We start from the raw sequence: 14641 nt of genomic DNA, 5'->3' as shown, positions 1-14641 counted from the left end.
CCGCGTGACGGCGTCAGCGTTGACGGCAACCAAATGGGGCCGCGTGCGTTTTTGCCAAACGCGGTGTTCACGGGGCCGTGCGGGATCGACCAGGAAACCATCTCATGAAAATTCATGCCGTCTTGAACCGCGATGGCGGGACGTTCCGCACGATGGATCTCGATGCCTTCTGCAAGCAGGCGACAGAGATATTCGGCCGGCAGGGTCACGATCTGACTTGCGAGCCGGTGAGCGGCAGTCAGATCAAGCGCCGGCTGGAAGCCGTTGCGGGCCGCGACGATGTCGACGTCATGTTGGCGGGCGGCGGCGACGGAACGATCTCGACCGCCGCTGGCATCGCGTGGAAGGCCGGTATCCCGCTCGGCGTCGTGCCGGCCGGCACGATGAACCTCTTCGCTCGCTCCCTCAAGGTCCCGCTCGACCTGGAAGAGGCACTCGAGGCGCTGGCGGGAGGCGAGGTCATGAACGCCGACATCGGCTCGGCGAACGGGCGCGCCTTCGTGCACCAGTATTCGCTCGGCATGCAGGCGCGCATGGTGCGTCTGCGCAATTCCTTCAGCTTCAAGTCGCGCTTGGGCAAGATCATGGCGACGACCCGGGCCGCTGCCGGTGTCATTCTCAATCCGCCCGTGTTCAAGGTCATCATCGATATCGACGGCGACCTGCAGGAGCGCAAGGTCTCGGCGATCGCGGTTTCCAACAACCGCTACGGCAACGATTCCCTGCTTTATGCCGATACGCTCACCGAGGGCAGGCTCGGCGTCTATATCGCAAAGGCCTTGTCACCGGCCGCCATGGCCAAGCTTTCCGCCGATATTCTGGCCCGACGATTCCGGATGAACGAAAACATAGACGAGATCGGTGCCAAGCGGGTCCATCTCTATTTTCCCAAGCTCTATTCGAAGGCGAGGGCAGTCATCGATGGCGAGCTTATACCGTTGGAGCGCGACGTCGTGTTGAAGCTCCACGCTGGCGAACTCAAGGTGCTCGCCCCGCGCCCCGCCATCGAGGCCGAGCGCGAGGTCACTGAAACGCCGTCTCGTAAAAGCTCCTGAGCTTGCGCGAATGCAACCGTTCGGGCGGCATTGCCGCGAGCTTTTCCATCGCCCGGATCCCGATCTCCAGATGCTGGCTGACCTGTGTGCGATAAAAGGCCGTCGCCATGCCCGGCAGCTTCAGTTCCCCGTGCAGCGGCTTGTCCGAGACACAGAGAAGCGTGCCATAGGGCACGCGAAAGCGAAAACCGTTGGCCGCGATCGTCGCCGACTCCATGTCAAGCGCGATGGCGCGTGATTGGGAAAGCCGCTTGACCGGACCGCGCTGGTCGCGCAGTTCCCAGTTGCGGTTGTCGATGGTCGCGACGGTTCCGGTCCGCATGATCCGCTTGAGATCGTAGCCGTCGAGCCCGGTCACCTCAGCGACGGAATCCTGCAGCGCGACCTGGACTTCCGCCAGCGCGGGGATCGGCACCCAGACCGGCAGATCGTCGTCGAGGACGTGATCCTCGCGCACATAGGCATGCGCCAGCACGTAATCGCCGAGCGCCTGGCTGTTCCGCAGCCCAGCGCAGTGGCCGAGCATCAGCCATGCATGCGGGCGCAGAACCGCGATATGGTCGGTGATCGTCTTGGCGTTGGACGGCCCGACCCCGATATTGACCATGGTGATGCCGCCATGGCCCTTCTTCTTCAGGTGATAGGCTGGCATCTGCGGCATGCGGGAGAGCGAGACGCCTTCGCTCGGCTCCTCCGCGCCTGCCCGCGTTATCAGGTTGCCCGGCTCGACAAAGGCTTCGTAATCGCCCCCGCCATCGGCCATCAGACGCCGTGCGAACGCGCAGAATTCATCAACATAGAACTGATAGTTCGTGAAAAGAACGAAGTTCTGGAAATGCGCTGCGCTGGTTGCCGTATAATGGGAGAGGCGGGCGAGGGAATAGTCGATGCGCTGGGCGGTGAACGGGGCCAGCGGCGAAGGCGCACCAGGACCTGGCTCATAGGAGCCATTGGCGATCTCATCGTCCGTCGTCGTCAGGTCCGGCGTGTCGAACAGATCGCGCAGCGGCTGATTGATGTTCTCGGCGAAGGAGGCCTCCACATAGGCATCCTCCCCGAACGCAAAGTGCAGCGGGATCGGCGTATCCGATTCCGAGACGATGACGGGGACGCCATGGCTTTTCGTCAAAAGGCCGATCTGATCGACCAGATATGTGTCGAAGAGCTCCGGCCGCGTGATCGTCGTCGTGTAGTGGCCAGGCATCGTCACGTGGCCGTAGGAAAGCCGCGAATCCACATGGCTGAAGCTTGCCGTGTAGATCGATATCTGCGGATAGTAGGCGCGATATCGCCCACGCGGCGGACCGCCTTCGCCAAGCGATTTGAACGCGTCGGTCAGGAATTGCGTGTTGCGCGCATAAAGCGCCTTCAGCGCATCGACCGCCGCTTCGGCATTCGAGAAGGATTGCGGCTCGAAAGCCTCGGGTGAAAGGATTTGGGCGTCGGATTGTTCAAAAGTCTTCTTGTCCATACGCCACTATAAACACTGCCTCGTGACAGGGAAATCATCGTACGGCCGAAAACTCTTTCAACGCCGCCCGCGACTGTGGAATTTGGGGTTGTGCCTTAAGATTTTCTACACTTGCGGCGGCGAGAGTTCCGAAGACCCAGGAAACCGGCCTTCAAGCGGCACGGCCCGCATGATGCACCGGGTCGAGGCCGCCTGCGCGGCATGAGGGACACTTCAGAAAATCCGTTCGTACGGTCAGCGGCGATGCCAGGGCGCATCGGCGATAAGCGACGCATGTCGCACGCCACGCCTTCTGCCGACGATTTGGGGGGCTTCAATCATGTCAAAAATCAAGATCAAGGTGCTGTTGCCAGCGCTGTTTGCGCTGTTGGCCGTTATCGGCCTCGCCCAGGGGGCAATTGGCCTGTCGGCGATCGGAACGCTGCAGGCGCAAGTCATGGAATTCGGCGAACGTCGCCTTTCCATCGTCAATCTGATCAACCAGTTGAACACGGCCGCCGGGGACGTCCGCCTGGCTCATTCGAACCACCTTATGGCAACGTTCCCGCAGGATCGCGCGGCCATGGATGATCGCATCGCGCGGCGCACCGCTGTGGTCGAGCAACTCGCGACGGAATATGAGTCCTATCTCACCATGGAGCGTTCGCAGCAGGCTTTCGCAGAGTTCCGTGGCAAATGGAGCAACTATCTCGCCCTTGCCGACGAGATGCTGGTCTTCTCGAACGACGGCAAGAAGCCGATCGCCGAAGCCCAGTTCATGGGCCCGATGAAGGAAGCCTATGACGAGATCGACGTCGTCATCGACGGGCTGCTCGAATTCAACAACGGCGTCACCGACCGGCAGATGGCGGCCAGCCAGGCCGAATATCTCCAGGCGCGCAATCTCACGATCGGATCGATCGGCGTCTCGCTTCTCCTGGCGGTCATCGCCGGCTTCCTTGCGCTTCGCCGGGTTTCGCAGCCGATCACGCGCATCACGCACTCGATGAACAATCTGGCGGCCGGTGATCTGGAGCAGCCGATTCCCTACACCGAGCGTCGCGACGAGATCGGTCAGATGGCTGCCGCCGTGGGCGTCTTCCGTGACGCCGCCCTCGACAAGGTGCGCCTCGAGCGTGAAGCCGAGGAAGGCCGTTCGCTCTCGGAAAAGGAACGTCAAGAGCGCGAGGCTCAGAAGGCCCGCGAAGCGCGCGAACTCGATCACGCCGTCAAGGCGCTCGGCGAGGGTCTCGGCCGGCTGTCCGACGGTGACGTTGCCTATCGCATCGAAACACCGTTCGCAGGTGCACTCGATGATCTGCGCACCGATTTCAACGGATCGGTGGCAAAGCTTGAAGCGGCGCTCGGCTCGGTCGGTCAGAACGCACGGGCCATCCATGCCGGTTCGGAGGAAATCCGGGCGGCGGCAGACGATCTGTCCAAGCGCACCGAGCAGCAGGCCGCCTCGGTCGAGGAGACCGCGGCTGCGCTGGAACAACTGACGACGACCGTGAAGGATGCGACCCGTCGGGCCGAGGAAGCCGGTTCGCTCGTCGCAAGAACCAAGGACGGCGCCGAGCGCTCCGGCCAGGTAGTCTCGCGCGCCGTCGCCGCCATGGGCGAGATCGAAACCTCATCCGGTCAGATCGGCAACATCATCGGCGTGATCGACGATATCGCGTTCCAGACCAACCTTCTGGCGCTCAACGCCGGGGTCGAGGCCGCGCGTGCGGGTGATGCCGGGAAGGGCTTCGCTGTCGTCGCCCAGGAAGTGCGTGAACTGGCCCAGCGCTCGGCCAACGCCGCCAAGGAGATCAAGGCTCTGATCACCAGTTCGGGCGAGCAGGTCAAGAACGGGGCCGATCTCGTCGGACAGACGGGCACGGCCCTTCAGGCGATCGTCGCGGAGGTTCAGGAAATCAACCGCCACGTTACGGCGATCGTTGAATCATCCCGCGAGCAGTCGATCGGCCTCGGCGAGATCAACACCGCCGTGACCAGCATCGACCAGAACACCCAGCAGAACGCGGCGATGGTGGAACAGTCGACGGCAGCGAGCCATAGCCTGGCCCGCGAGGCATCCGCGCTCAACGAGCTTCTGGCACAGTTCAAGCTGGGCGAGGGCGAGATGAAACCGGCAACGCGCCTCGACGATGGCGCACCGGCCGGCGAACCGGCGGGGACGCGGGAATCGCCTGCACGCGCGCTAGGCCGAAAGCTCGCCGGCGCCTTCCCGATGCGCACCAGCGGCAACACCGCGCTCGCTGTCGATGAAGGCTGGGAAGAGTTCTGAGCTTTCCGGCACATTGGAGAAAAACGAAAGGGGCGGCGTAAGTCGCCCCTTTCTGCATCATGGTCTGGCACGGAACCAAACGCGCCCCGTCCCGTTCCAATGACGTCTGACCGGCGCTCGCGGTGAGGCGTTGGGTCAGGTGCGAGCGGGGCGAGTGGGAATGCCGGCTTCCGAAAAGAAGAGATCGAAAGGCGTGGCCGTTGCTCAGCGCCAGCCTGCGCATGTGGCTTCCGCCGCGCCTGCCGCCCGTCCGCATGGAATATTCGGGCCGCAGACCCTTCTGGCGGGGGTCGCGCTCGTTACGGCGCTCTATTTCGGTCGGGAGGTGTTCGTCCCGATCGCGCTTGCGGTCCTTCTGACGTTCCTGCTCTCGCCGATCGTCTCGCTGCTGCGCCGCTGGCGCATCCCACGGACCATCGCGGTCATCACTGTGGTCGCGATGGCGATGTTCGCGATCTTCGTTTTCGGCGTCGTCGTCGCGAACCAGGTCAGCAATCTCGCCTCCAACCTGTCCTCTTACCAGTACAACATCCAGAACAAGATCCGCGACTTCAAGAATATGGAGATGGCGCAAGGCTCGTTTGATCGGGCCGCGCGGATGCTCGAGGCGCTGGAAAAGGAAATTCAGGAATCGCGGGAAGAGGCCGGCACGGCGGAAGAGGAGGAGCCGGACCCGCTACCGGTGCGCATCGAGGAAGCCGAACTCGCACCGCTGGAAATGCTGCAATCGATCATCACGCCGCTTGTCGAACCTCTGGCGACCGGCGGCATCGTGATCGTTTTCGTGATTTTCATGCTGCTCAGACGGGAGGACCTGCGCGATCGCTTCATCCGTCTCGTCGGTGCGGCGGATCTGCACCGAACGACCAATGCGTTGCAGGATGCCGGCCGGCGCGTGGCGCAGTATCTGATGATGCAGCTTATCGTCAACGTGACCTATGCGGTGCCGATCTCCTTCGGTCTGTGGGTGATCGGCGTTCCCAACGCGCTTCTGTGGGGCCTTCTGTGTCTCGTCCTGCGCTTCGTTCCCTATGTCGGGCCTGTCATTGCCGCCTTCTTTCCTCTGGCGCTCTCCGTCGCGGTCGATCCCGGCTGGACGATGCTTTTGTGGACGGCGGCGCTCATCATCACCCTCGAGCTGATCTCCAACAATCTCATCGAGCCATGGCTCTACGGCTCGCGCACCGGCCTTTCACCGGTGGCCATCATTCTCGCAGCGATCTTCTGGACATGGCTGTGGGGGCCCATCGGGCTCCTTCTTTCCACCCCGCTCACCGTTTGCTTCGTCGTCCTTGGCCGGCACGTGCCGCAATTTGAGTTCCTCGATATCCTGCTTGGCAACGAGCCGGTGCTGGCGCCCCATGAACGGCTCTACCAGCGTCTTCTCGCGGGCGATCCGGATGAGGCGACCGAACAGGCCGAACTGTTCCTCAAGGACCGGCCGATCCGCGAATTCTACGATGAAGTGGCCTTGCCGGCCCTCGTTCTCGTCGAGTTCGATCGGGTGCGCGGCGTCCTTGATGAACATCAGCGCGAGATGGTGGCGAGCGGCGCTGAGGAACTCGTCGAAAATCTGGAGGAGCATGAAGACGTCGAGCCGGAAGAAGCGGACGCCGATGCCGCCGAGGACGTGGGGGAGGAGCGGCGCGAGCGGAAAGCCGGACGGCTTGCGGCTCCGACGATCCGGCCGGGCAAGGTCGTCTGCGCCGGTGCGCGCGGCAATCTCGACGACGCGGCCGCCGTGATGCTGTGCGATGCCCTTCAGCATGCCCACGTGCCCGCATTGGCGCTGCCGCATGAGATGATGCAGGCGACGCAATTGCGCAGCTTCGACTTCACGGACGTTCAGACGGTCATCGTCGGCTACCTGAACACCGAATCGATCGCGCATGCCCGCTATCTGGTGCGAAGGCTGCGACGTACCAAGGAGGAGATGACGGTCATCATCGCCTTCTGGGGCATGGAAGGAAAGCGCGAGGAGCTTGAAAAGCTGATCGAGGCGATCGGCAGCGATAGCGTGGTGACGACGATCAACGAACTGGTCGATGTCCTGGAGCCGATCGCAGCGACGGACCCTGAGGCGGCGCGGAAAGAGCAGGCAGCGCACACAGAATCGCATGGGCCCATGGCCGCACCGCAGCCAGCCGGGTAAGGGCTGGTGTCAGCCGGCGCGTTGCAGGCTGACGAAGATGACGAGCCCAGCGCCCGTGACGCCGCCTTGCGTGTTGGCATTGGCCATGGCGAACGCGCCGACCGGTCCGACGAAGACGGCCGTCAGAAGGGCGATGCGAAGCCCGGTGGCGATGCCTTGTTTCGTCCTCCTGATCATGTCGCTTGTCCTCCGGTCTGGTGTTGCCCGCCCGATGCGGCTTTGATGACACCGTTTATAAGTCCTTGCTTCTGAACCGCTCCTGATGGCCGCATTCATGCCGCATTCACATCCGGCCTTGCGCCGGCATCGACGGGACCTACCTTGAGGCGGACACAATCCAACGCGAAAGGGCCGTTGACCGATGACCACACAGACCAAGCCGATCGAACTGCACTACTGGCCGACACCGAATGGCTGGAAAGTCACGATTTTCCTGGAAGAGGCCGGCATTCCCTATGACGTCAAATACGTCAACATCGGCAAGGGCGAGCAATTTGAACCCGGCTTCCTCAAGATCGCACCCAACAATCGCATGCCGGCGATCGTCGATCCCGAAGGTCCTGGCGGCGAGCCGATCTCCGTTTTCGAATCCGGCGCGATTTTGCAGTATCTCGGCCGCAAGTTCGGCAAGTTCTATCCCGAGGACGAACGCGCCCGCGTCGAGGTCGATCAGTGGCTGTTCTGGCAGATGGGGGGCCTCGGTCCGATGGCCGGCCAGGCGCACCACTTCCGTCAGTACGCTCCGGAAAAGATCAAGTACGGCATCGACCGCTATACCAACGAGGTTCATCGCCTCTACGGCGTCATGAACAAGCGGCTGGCCGATCGCGAGTTTCTGGCCGGCGACTACTCGATCGCCGACATGGCGTCGGTTGGTTGGGTCAAGCCCTATGAGAACCAGGGTCAGGACATCAACGAGTTCCCCAACCTCAAGCGCTGGTTCGAGACGATGCTGGCCCGCCCGGCGGTGGCGAAAGGGCTGAAGGTCGGCGAGGAGCACCGGCGCAACATCGCCGAGGACCAGGATGCCCAGAAGGTCCTGTTCGGCCAGCGCGCACGCTGATCAAGATGCCGATCAGCCGATGGGGCCCTTGAAGATGAAGAAGGCCCCGCCGGCGATCAGCGAGAACCCGACGAAGTGGTTGATGGTGATCTTCTCACCGAGATAGTAGACGGAAAAGACCGCGAAGACCGCGAGTGTGATCACTTCCTGCATGGTTTTCAGTTCGGCCGCCGAATAGACCCGGTGGCCGATCCGATTGGCCGGAACCGCGAGGCAGTATTCGAAGAAGGCGATGCCCCAACTGGCCAGGATGACCAGCCACAGCGCCTTGTTCTCGAATTTGAGATGGCCATACCAGGCGAACGTCATGAAGACGTTCGACACGGCGAGGAGCAGGATGGGCGCGATCGCCGTCAAAGTCATGTCGTTATCGGTCCGGATCGATGGGATCGATCACAGATGACACAACTGCCAATTCTTGCAAGACGCCTATTGCCGCTGCCAGGTTTCGCCGCGGCACAGCACGGCGAGCACGCAGCCCTCCAGTTTCATGGCGTTGCCCTCGATATTGGCGCGCCCCTTGTAGGTCTTGTCCTCGGCAAGATCGGTGATTGATCCGCTGTAGGACGCACCAGAGCCGGCAAGCGCGCCGATCTGCTGTCCCTGGAATTCCCCGTTCTGCACTGTCCCGCAATATCCATTGGCGCAGGGCGCGAACGTGACGAGCGTGCCGGTCGAAGGGCGAAGCCATGTGCCCTCGATGGGCTCGGCGGCAAGCGCCGCTGTCGATGTCACAAGGGCAATGGCAAGAACTGTATGACGCAGCATAAGGCGATCCTCCCCAATAGCGCTGGCGTCCCGCCAATCCTCCAGGCGGAACAGCGACACTATAGATAACGTTCACGTAAACGTAAACCGCATTTCACGCACCTCGGAGCGACCTCTTTCGGGAGCGTGCAAATTGCCCGCTGCTTCCATGGTTAGCGTTCGGTTGATTTCGCCGGGTAAATTTTGTGCAAATTTTCGACGCCAACGCCTGTGCGGCAGGGACGGCGATGTTTAACGAAAACCCAAATTTACGAAGCATTTGAACTTTGTTTGTGTCCAGTTAAGCACGTGTTTTAACGGCGATTTCAGCCGTGCCCGTCATATTGGGTCCAACAACGAAGCGCCGGGCGAACCGGCCGGATACCGGAACAAGAGCGGCTCAAGCCGCCGGTCCGGGAGGCGAAGAAGAAACGCGAAATGCGCCTCGAGAGTGCGACAGGGATAACGAAGAAACGACATTTGCGAACGGGGACTTCAATCATGGCACGCTTTGACATTCTTGATTACGAACTCGCCCATTCGGGCGGCACCGCCAGCGCCGACATCTTTTGCGAGATGGGCCTCAAATACGCCACGGGGCGCGAGCGTCCGCTTGATCTCGTGGCGGCCCACAAATGGCTGAACATCGCCGCGATCAAGGGCTCTGACAGAGCCGCCGAGTTGCGCGCCGACGTAGCTGCTTCGATGACCAAGGCGGACCTTGCCGCCGCGCTTCGCGCCGCGCGGGAATGGATGACCATGCACTGAGACTGCTGCAGGCAGGGCTTTCAGCGGCCGGCGGCGGCCAGCGCGTCCGGCAATCGTTCCTGCAGAATATCGAGCTCGGCGTCCGGGCCCGTCGACACGCGAATGCAGCGATCGAGCGGTGCAACGCCGGGCATGCGCACGAAGACGCCGTTCTTCACCAGCGCTGAAAGAACGGCCCGCGCGAAATCACCGTCGCGCCCGCAGTCGATCGCGACGAAGTTCGTCGCCGAGGGCAGGGGTGTCAGCCCGTTGTCCCGGGCCATCGCGCCGATCCGCTCGCGCGCCGCCGCGACGCTTTTGACCACATGGACCAGATGGGCCTGGTCCTTCAGCGCCGCTTCGGCAGCGATTTGTCCCTGGCGGTTGATTCCGAAATGATTGCGGATCTTGTCGAACGCCTTGATGGTCGAGGGCTCGCCGAACGCGTAACCCATTCGCAGGCCCGCAAGGCCATAGGCCTTGGAGAAAGTCCGCATGCGCACGACGTTCGGCCGATCGAGGAAAGCATCGGCTTTCGGCAGGGCATCGGCCGGCGCCGTCTCGCCATAGGCCTCGTCGAGAATCAGCATCGTGGTGTCGGGCAGCGCCTCGACGAAGCGCGTGATCTCGTCAGCGGCCCACCAGCTTCCCATCGGATTGTCCGGATTCGCCAGATAGACGAGCGGAGCATTCTCGCGCCGGACGGCATCCGCGAGGCCGGCGAGATCTTCTCGGTCGTCGCGATAGGGAACGGTGACGAGCCGCCCGCCGAAGCCCGCGACGTGATAGTTGAATGTCGGATAGGCGCCGAGCGAAGTGACGACCGGCGCTCCCGCCTCGATGATCATGCGGGCAATCAGTCCGAGAAGACCGTCGATGCCTTCGCCGATCACGATCGCGTCGTAAGGCACGCCGAGATGGCGGCTCAGCGCGGTGCGCAGGCGATAGTTTTCCGCGTCACAATACTTCCAGGCGTCCGCCGCGCTGTCCGCCATCGCCTTGATCACCGAGGGGGCGGGCCCGAAGCCGCTCTCATTGGCGCCGAGCCGCGCGTCGAACGTGGCGCCGCGTTGACGTTCCTGCGTCTCCGGTCCGACAAAGGGAACGGTGGCCGGCAGGCTCTCAAGAAGCGGCGTGAATCGCTGAAAGCCGGTCATCAGATATCCTCTCTCCATCTGGCGCGGGTGGTAGCGCCTGCACGCGGCTGACGCAAGGCAGCCTCCCGCTGGAGGCGGTTGGCGCACTGCCGCGCGAACTGTAAGGGAATGGAAGCGCCGGCGTCTCATTCCCGCCGGCACCAGGAACCACCATGCCGCCTTTCGTTGAAACGATCCTGTTCGTCTTCCTGCTGATCGTCGTCGGCTATGGCGCTGCGGCCGCGAAGATCCTGAAGCCGGGAACTGACGAAGGCTTGAGCGACTTCGTCTTCACCATCGCCATCCCGCTTCTGCTCTTTCGGACCCTGATCAATGCCGATTTCACCGGCGGGCCGCCCTGGGGGTTGTGGATTGCCTATTTTACCTCCGTCGCGGTCACCTGGACCGCTGGTCATCTGATCATCCGAAAGGGGTACGGCCGCGATGCGCGCGCCGGCGTCGTCGCCGGTGTCACCTCCGCCTTCTCGAATCTGGTACTCGTTGGCTTGCCGCTCGTCTCCGGCATGTTCGGCGACGAGGGCCTGCTGACGCTCAGCCTCATCATTTCGGTGCACCTCGCCATCATGCTTGCCACGTCGATGGTGCTGTTCGAATGGGCGCTGCACCGCGACGGCGTCACTGCATCCGGCGAGCGCCGCGGACCACGCGCCATGCTGGGCAATTTCGTCCGACAGTTCCTGACCAACCCGCTGGTGATCGGCATCCTGTGCGGCCTGGCGGGTCGTCTCATCGGCAAGCCGCTGCCGCCACTGGCCACCCGTCTGGTCGACACGGTGGCGAGCGTGGCCGGTCCGCTCGCTCTCGTCGCCATGGGCATGAGCCTGCGCAAATTCGGCCTTCACGGGCATCTCGTGCCGGCGCTGACGCTTTCGGCCGTCAAGCTCGTGCTGATGCCGGCCGTCGCGCTCGTCATGGCGCTCATCATCGGCCTGCCGCCGGTCCCCGCTCAGGTCGCCGTCATCGCCGCATCGCTGCCCGCCGGCGTCAATGCATGGCTGATCGCCTCGCGCTTCAACACCGGCCAGCGCCTGGCCTCCACCGCCATGACGCTCGCAACCGGCATGGCGGTCGTGACGACGCTCGCCTGGGCGCTGATCGCCGCGGCCGTCTTCGCCTGAAACGCTCTCCACGCGGAATTTCGCCGAACCCGTGTTGATTAGTGCTTCGCTTTTCTTTATCCACGCTCGAAGCGACGCGGAGAGGTGGCCGAGTGGTCGAAGGCGCTCCCCTGCTAAGGGAGTATACCGGAGACGGTATCGAGGGTTCGAATCCCTTCCTCTCCGCCATTTCAGACCGCCTTTGGGCACGCCAATTGCCGCCGATTGCCGCCCTTGACCGGCAATAAGCGTCTTCAGCAGCTCCGTTTTCGATCCCATGATGCGAATTGCGTCGTCCGCGACCTCGACGCGCTGCGCCAGCGCGCGCAGGTGATCCCGCCGATAGCCGCCCTCATGGCCGCGAATGCGCTCCCGCGCGCGGCGTGCAAACCCTTCGATCATTTCGGGGCTAAGGGCGCCGTGGCCGGGGCTTTCGAGCAGCGCCTGCGCCCGGTCGGCGTCAGCCCGCGCCTGATCGCGGATGACCTTGAGACCGGCGATACGCTCCTTGAGCGCCGGGTCGTCCAGATCAGCGACGCCGACCTCGATGGCATCATAGAGGCGCTTGAGGCGCGATTCCGATTCGGTTGCCTGCCGCTGCAAAGAGGCGATGTGCTCCCTGCGGCGCGCGGCCTGATCCTCGCGGCGGCCGAGGATGCTGCCGAGTAGCTTCTCCAGACGGGCGGGATCGAGCAAGCGGTCTTCGATATGGCTGACCACCATGCCGTCGAGCTTGTCCATGGGGATCGCTCGGCCCTTGCAGCCGGTCTCGCCCTGCCGTGCCTTGATCGAGCAGGCATAGTAACGGTAGCGGCCGCTCTTGCCGGTGCGGATGGTCATGGCACCACCGCAATCGCCGCAATAGCAGATACCAGTCAGTAGGGTCGGCCCGATCACCACACGGGCGGGCAGTTCGGTCTTGGGGTTGCGAGCCTGCAGAAGCGACTGAACGGCGTCGAAAGTCTCCCGCTCGATGATGGCGGGCACCGGGACGATGACGATCTCGCCTGGAGCGCGTGGGTCGTTGTGCTTGCTGCGCTTTCCCCATTCATGTTCGCCGATATAGGTGCGGCGGGTCAGGACACGATGGACTTGGCCGATGCCCCAGCGACCGCCGTCGCGGGTGAAGATGCCCTTGGCGTTCAGATGCTTGACGATCGCCTTGACGCCCATCTGGCCGCTGTCGCCTTGCCCTTCCAACGCGAGCCGATAGATCAGGCGGATCGTGTCGGCGTGCAGCGGGTCGATTTCCAACTTTTTCTTGGTCTTGGCACCACGTTGTTCGGCGGCGGCGATCCGGTAGCCGATCGGCGGCAACGCTCCGTTCCAGAAGCCTTGCCGGGCATTCTCCTTCAGGGCGCGCGTGACGTGCTTGCCGTTTTCCTTCGACTGGTATTCGTCGAACAGGGACATGATCCGACGCATCATGTCGTGGATCGGGTCGTCCCCCAACTCTTGCGTGATGGAAATCAGGCGCACGTCGTTCTTGGCGAGCTTGCGATAGTAATATTCCATGTCGAAAGCGTCGCGGAAGAAGCGCGAGAAGCTGTGAACCAGCACCACGTCGAAGGGCGCAGGTTTCGACGTGCCCGCCTCGATCATCCGCTGGAATTCCGGGCGGCGGTCGTTGGTGGCCGTGTTACCCGGTTCCACGAAGATTTCGACAAGCTGATAGCCTCGCGCGGCGCAATAAGCCTCGCCCTGCTTGCGCTGGTCGGGGATCGACACGTCATGCTCGGCCTGCCGGGCGGTCGAGACGCGCAGGTAGAGGGCCGCCCGTAAGGCGACGTTGGGAGATTGTGCGTTCATTTGCGGGTTCCTTTCGACTTGCGCCGTTCGATCAGGGGCAGGACCAGCTCCACGCGGTCATGAATGACCTTCGGCACCAGCTTGAGGCCTTTGCCCTTCTCCATGCGGACGAGGCCGTAGCCAGCCATGGCCTTGAGGGTCCGGGACAGGTTGGATTTCGCGCGGCCGGTGATTTGGGCCAGTTCCTCCAGCGAGTCCGGCTCACGCTCATGGATGATGCGGAGCAGTTCGCAATTGCTGGGCGACAGGAACTTGGCAAAGGACATGGTGGACGCGAACCAAACGGTCGGATCGCCGGGCGCGGGCTTCTCCTCGCCCTTGGCGATTCGCATGGTCCGGGCCTTCATTTCATCGGGTTCGGCGATCCCGACCTTGAGTGTCGTCATGGCGCATCTCGATCATCCATTACGGCTTTTCATTATCATACAGAGATAACTTTCTCAAGTCTTCCGGCAGATCGACTGAGCCGAACATCTCGTCAAAAACATCGGCGAACCAGCGCTCGAATACGTGAATCTCGGCCTCGGTGATCGGCACGTCTTCGGGCCAGTCGTCGATGACGGGCAGCTTCTCCACGTCGAAGACATGAGGCGGACTGCCGCGCGGCGGGCTGATGCGCGGCGCGGGATCGTCGTCATAGTCGAAAAGATCGTCGGGTAGCGTTCCAGGAGCTGGCTGCTTTGGGCGGCCTCGTTGGGCGTGGCGGCGCTCTGCGCACATGGTATCCTCCGTGTCTCGCTGGTGGAGTCAGGAGCGCTAAAGCCCCGGAACTAAGCGAAGCATGGAGGGGGATCGGCGGTGTGTAGCGTGCCGCATTCGCGCCTGTACGCTGGCGGCACCCCCGCCGTGATGGATCAGGAGGGTCGCCGCCGCGCCTTGGCGAAACCGCGATCTGTGGCGATGAACCGCTCCAGCATCGGCACGATAAGTCTGGCAGGCTCGATCGGCGCACCGCCATCGGCCAACAGAGCGCCATAGTCGATCAGGTCACGGTGGAGTGGTGCCGGCAGTTCCAGCGTGACCTTCACCGGCCTGTCGTCGGCCAGAGGACCGAGTTTCAGCTTCGCCATA

15 protein-coding genes, 1 tRNA gene and 1 pseudogene are annotated in these 14641 nt (G+C 62.9%); 8 read left to right on the top strand and 9 right to left on the bottom strand.

The genetic code is table 11. The features are described from left to right. Positions 1-104 precede the first annotated feature (104 nt). Complete coding sequence (locus CN673_RS04595) at positions 105-1055, top strand: diacylglycerol/lipid kinase family protein (RefSeq protein WP_099865089.1); 951 nt, start codon at positions 105-107, stop codon at positions 1053-1055. Here the strand turns inward: CN673_RS04595 and CN673_RS04590 are convergent. After that, positions 1024-2526, bottom strand: coding sequence for an AMP nucleosidase (locus CN673_RS04590; RefSeq protein ID WP_099865088.1), 1503 nt, complete (start codon positions 2524-2526; stop codon positions 1024-1026). The two genes, CN673_RS04595 and CN673_RS04590, sit on opposite strands and share 32 nt — an antisense overlap. A 319-nt stretch (positions 2527-2845) precedes the next feature. On the opposite strand from CN673_RS04590, the gene CN673_RS04585 reads away from it, so the two are divergent. Together CN673_RS04585 and CN673_RS04580 are read left to right on the top strand one after the other, a co-directional pair. After that, positions 2846-4798, top strand: coding sequence for a HAMP domain-containing methyl-accepting chemotaxis protein (locus CN673_RS04585; protein WP_099865087.1), 1953 nt, complete (start codon positions 2846-2848; stop codon positions 4796-4798). 160 nt (positions 4799-4958) lie between these two features. Then, the gene (locus CN673_RS04580; protein WP_099865086.1) at positions 4959-6950 is read left to right on the top strand and encodes an AI-2E family transporter; all 1992 of its coding nucleotides are present in this window, start codon (positions 4959-4961) and stop codon (positions 6948-6950) included. Between the two features lie 9 nt (positions 6951-6959). On the opposite strand, the gene CN673_RS21080 is transcribed toward CN673_RS04580, so the two are convergent. Continuing rightward, positions 6960-7127 (bottom strand): hypothetical protein, encoded by a 168-nt coding sequence (locus tag CN673_RS21080; protein WP_198585896.1) that lies wholly within the window; start codon positions 7125-7127, stop codon positions 6960-6962. Between the two features lie 184 nt (positions 7128-7311). Between CN673_RS21080 and CN673_RS04575 the strand changes: the two genes are divergently transcribed. Further along, entirely contained in the window at positions 7312-8013 is a 702-nt protein-coding gene (locus CN673_RS04575) for a glutathione S-transferase N-terminal domain-containing protein (RefSeq protein ID WP_099865085.1), read from the top strand. Positions 8014-8025: 12 nt separating this feature from the next. On the opposite strand, the gene CN673_RS04570 is transcribed toward CN673_RS04575, so the two are convergent. Beyond that, on the bottom strand, positions 8026-8376 hold the full coding sequence (locus CN673_RS04570; protein WP_099865084.1) for a DMT family protein: 351 nt from the start codon (positions 8374-8376) through the stop codon (positions 8026-8028). 66 nt (positions 8377-8442) lie between these two features. Next, a complete protein-coding gene (locus CN673_RS04565) occupies positions 8443-8781 on the bottom strand; it encodes a DUF2147 domain-containing protein (protein ID WP_245409787.1) in 339 nt (112 codons plus the stop codon). Positions 8782-9261: 480 nt separating this feature from the next. On the opposite strand from CN673_RS04565, the gene CN673_RS04560 reads away from it, so the two are divergent. Next, complete coding sequence (locus CN673_RS04560) at positions 9262-9528, top strand: sel1 repeat family protein (protein ID WP_099865083.1); 267 nt, start codon at positions 9262-9264, stop codon at positions 9526-9528. A 20-nt stretch (positions 9529-9548) separates the two neighbouring features. On the opposite strand, the gene CN673_RS04555 is transcribed toward CN673_RS04560, so the two are convergent. After that, entirely contained in the window at positions 9549-10664 is a 1116-nt protein-coding gene (locus CN673_RS04555; RefSeq protein WP_099865082.1) for a pyridoxal phosphate-dependent aminotransferase, read from the bottom strand. A gap of 152 nt (positions 10665-10816) precedes the next feature. Here CN673_RS04555 and CN673_RS04550 point away from each other — a divergent pair, with 152 nt between their 5' ends. From CN673_RS04550 to CN673_RS04540, 3 genes are all read left to right on the top strand, one after another. Next, on the top strand, positions 10817-11782 hold the full coding sequence (locus CN673_RS04550; protein WP_099865081.1) for an AEC family transporter: 966 nt from the start codon (positions 10817-10819) through the stop codon (positions 11780-11782). Positions 11783-11860: 78 nt separating this feature from the next. Further along, a tRNA-Ser gene (locus CN673_RS04545) sits at positions 11861-11950 on the top strand. Positions 11951-11995: 45 nt separating this feature from the next. After that, the gene (locus tag CN673_RS04540) at positions 11996-12430 is read left to right on the top strand and encodes a hypothetical protein (RefSeq protein WP_099865080.1); all 435 of its coding nucleotides are present in this window, start codon (positions 11996-11998) and stop codon (positions 12428-12430) included. Between the two features lie 48 nt (positions 12431-12478). Here the strand turns inward: CN673_RS04540 and CN673_RS21545 are convergent. The 4 genes and pseudogenes from CN673_RS21545 to CN673_RS04515 all read right to left on the bottom strand — a co-directional run. Beyond that, positions 12479-13570, bottom strand: a pseudogene (locus tag CN673_RS21545) (recombinase family protein); the annotation flags it as partial. Next, positions 13567-13956, bottom strand: coding sequence for an HVO_A0114 family putative DNA-binding protein (locus CN673_RS04525; RefSeq protein ID WP_030091815.1), 390 nt, complete (start codon positions 13954-13956; stop codon positions 13567-13569). The gene CN673_RS04525 and the pseudogene CN673_RS21545, both read right to left, overlap by 4 nt. Before the next feature lie 19 nt (positions 13957-13975). Then, complete coding sequence (locus tag CN673_RS04520; protein WP_030091816.1) at positions 13976-14290, bottom strand: hypothetical protein; 315 nt, start codon at positions 14288-14290, stop codon at positions 13976-13978. A gap of 134 nt (positions 14291-14424) precedes the next feature. Next, on the bottom strand, positions 14425-14640 hold the full coding sequence (locus CN673_RS04515; RefSeq protein WP_030091817.1) for a DUF2274 domain-containing protein: 216 nt from the start codon (positions 14638-14640) through the stop codon (positions 14425-14427). Between the last annotated feature and the right edge of the window lies 1 nt (position 14641).

Origin of the sequence: Neopararhizobium haloflavum (assembly GCF_002750855.1) — a bacterium.
GTDB classification, from domain to species: Bacteria; Pseudomonadota; Alphaproteobacteria; order Rhizobiales; family Rhizobiaceae; genus Georhizobium; species Georhizobium haloflavum.
The sequence above is the reverse complement of the archived record's forward strand: the minus strand, read 5'-3'. Positions and strand labels throughout refer to the sequence as shown.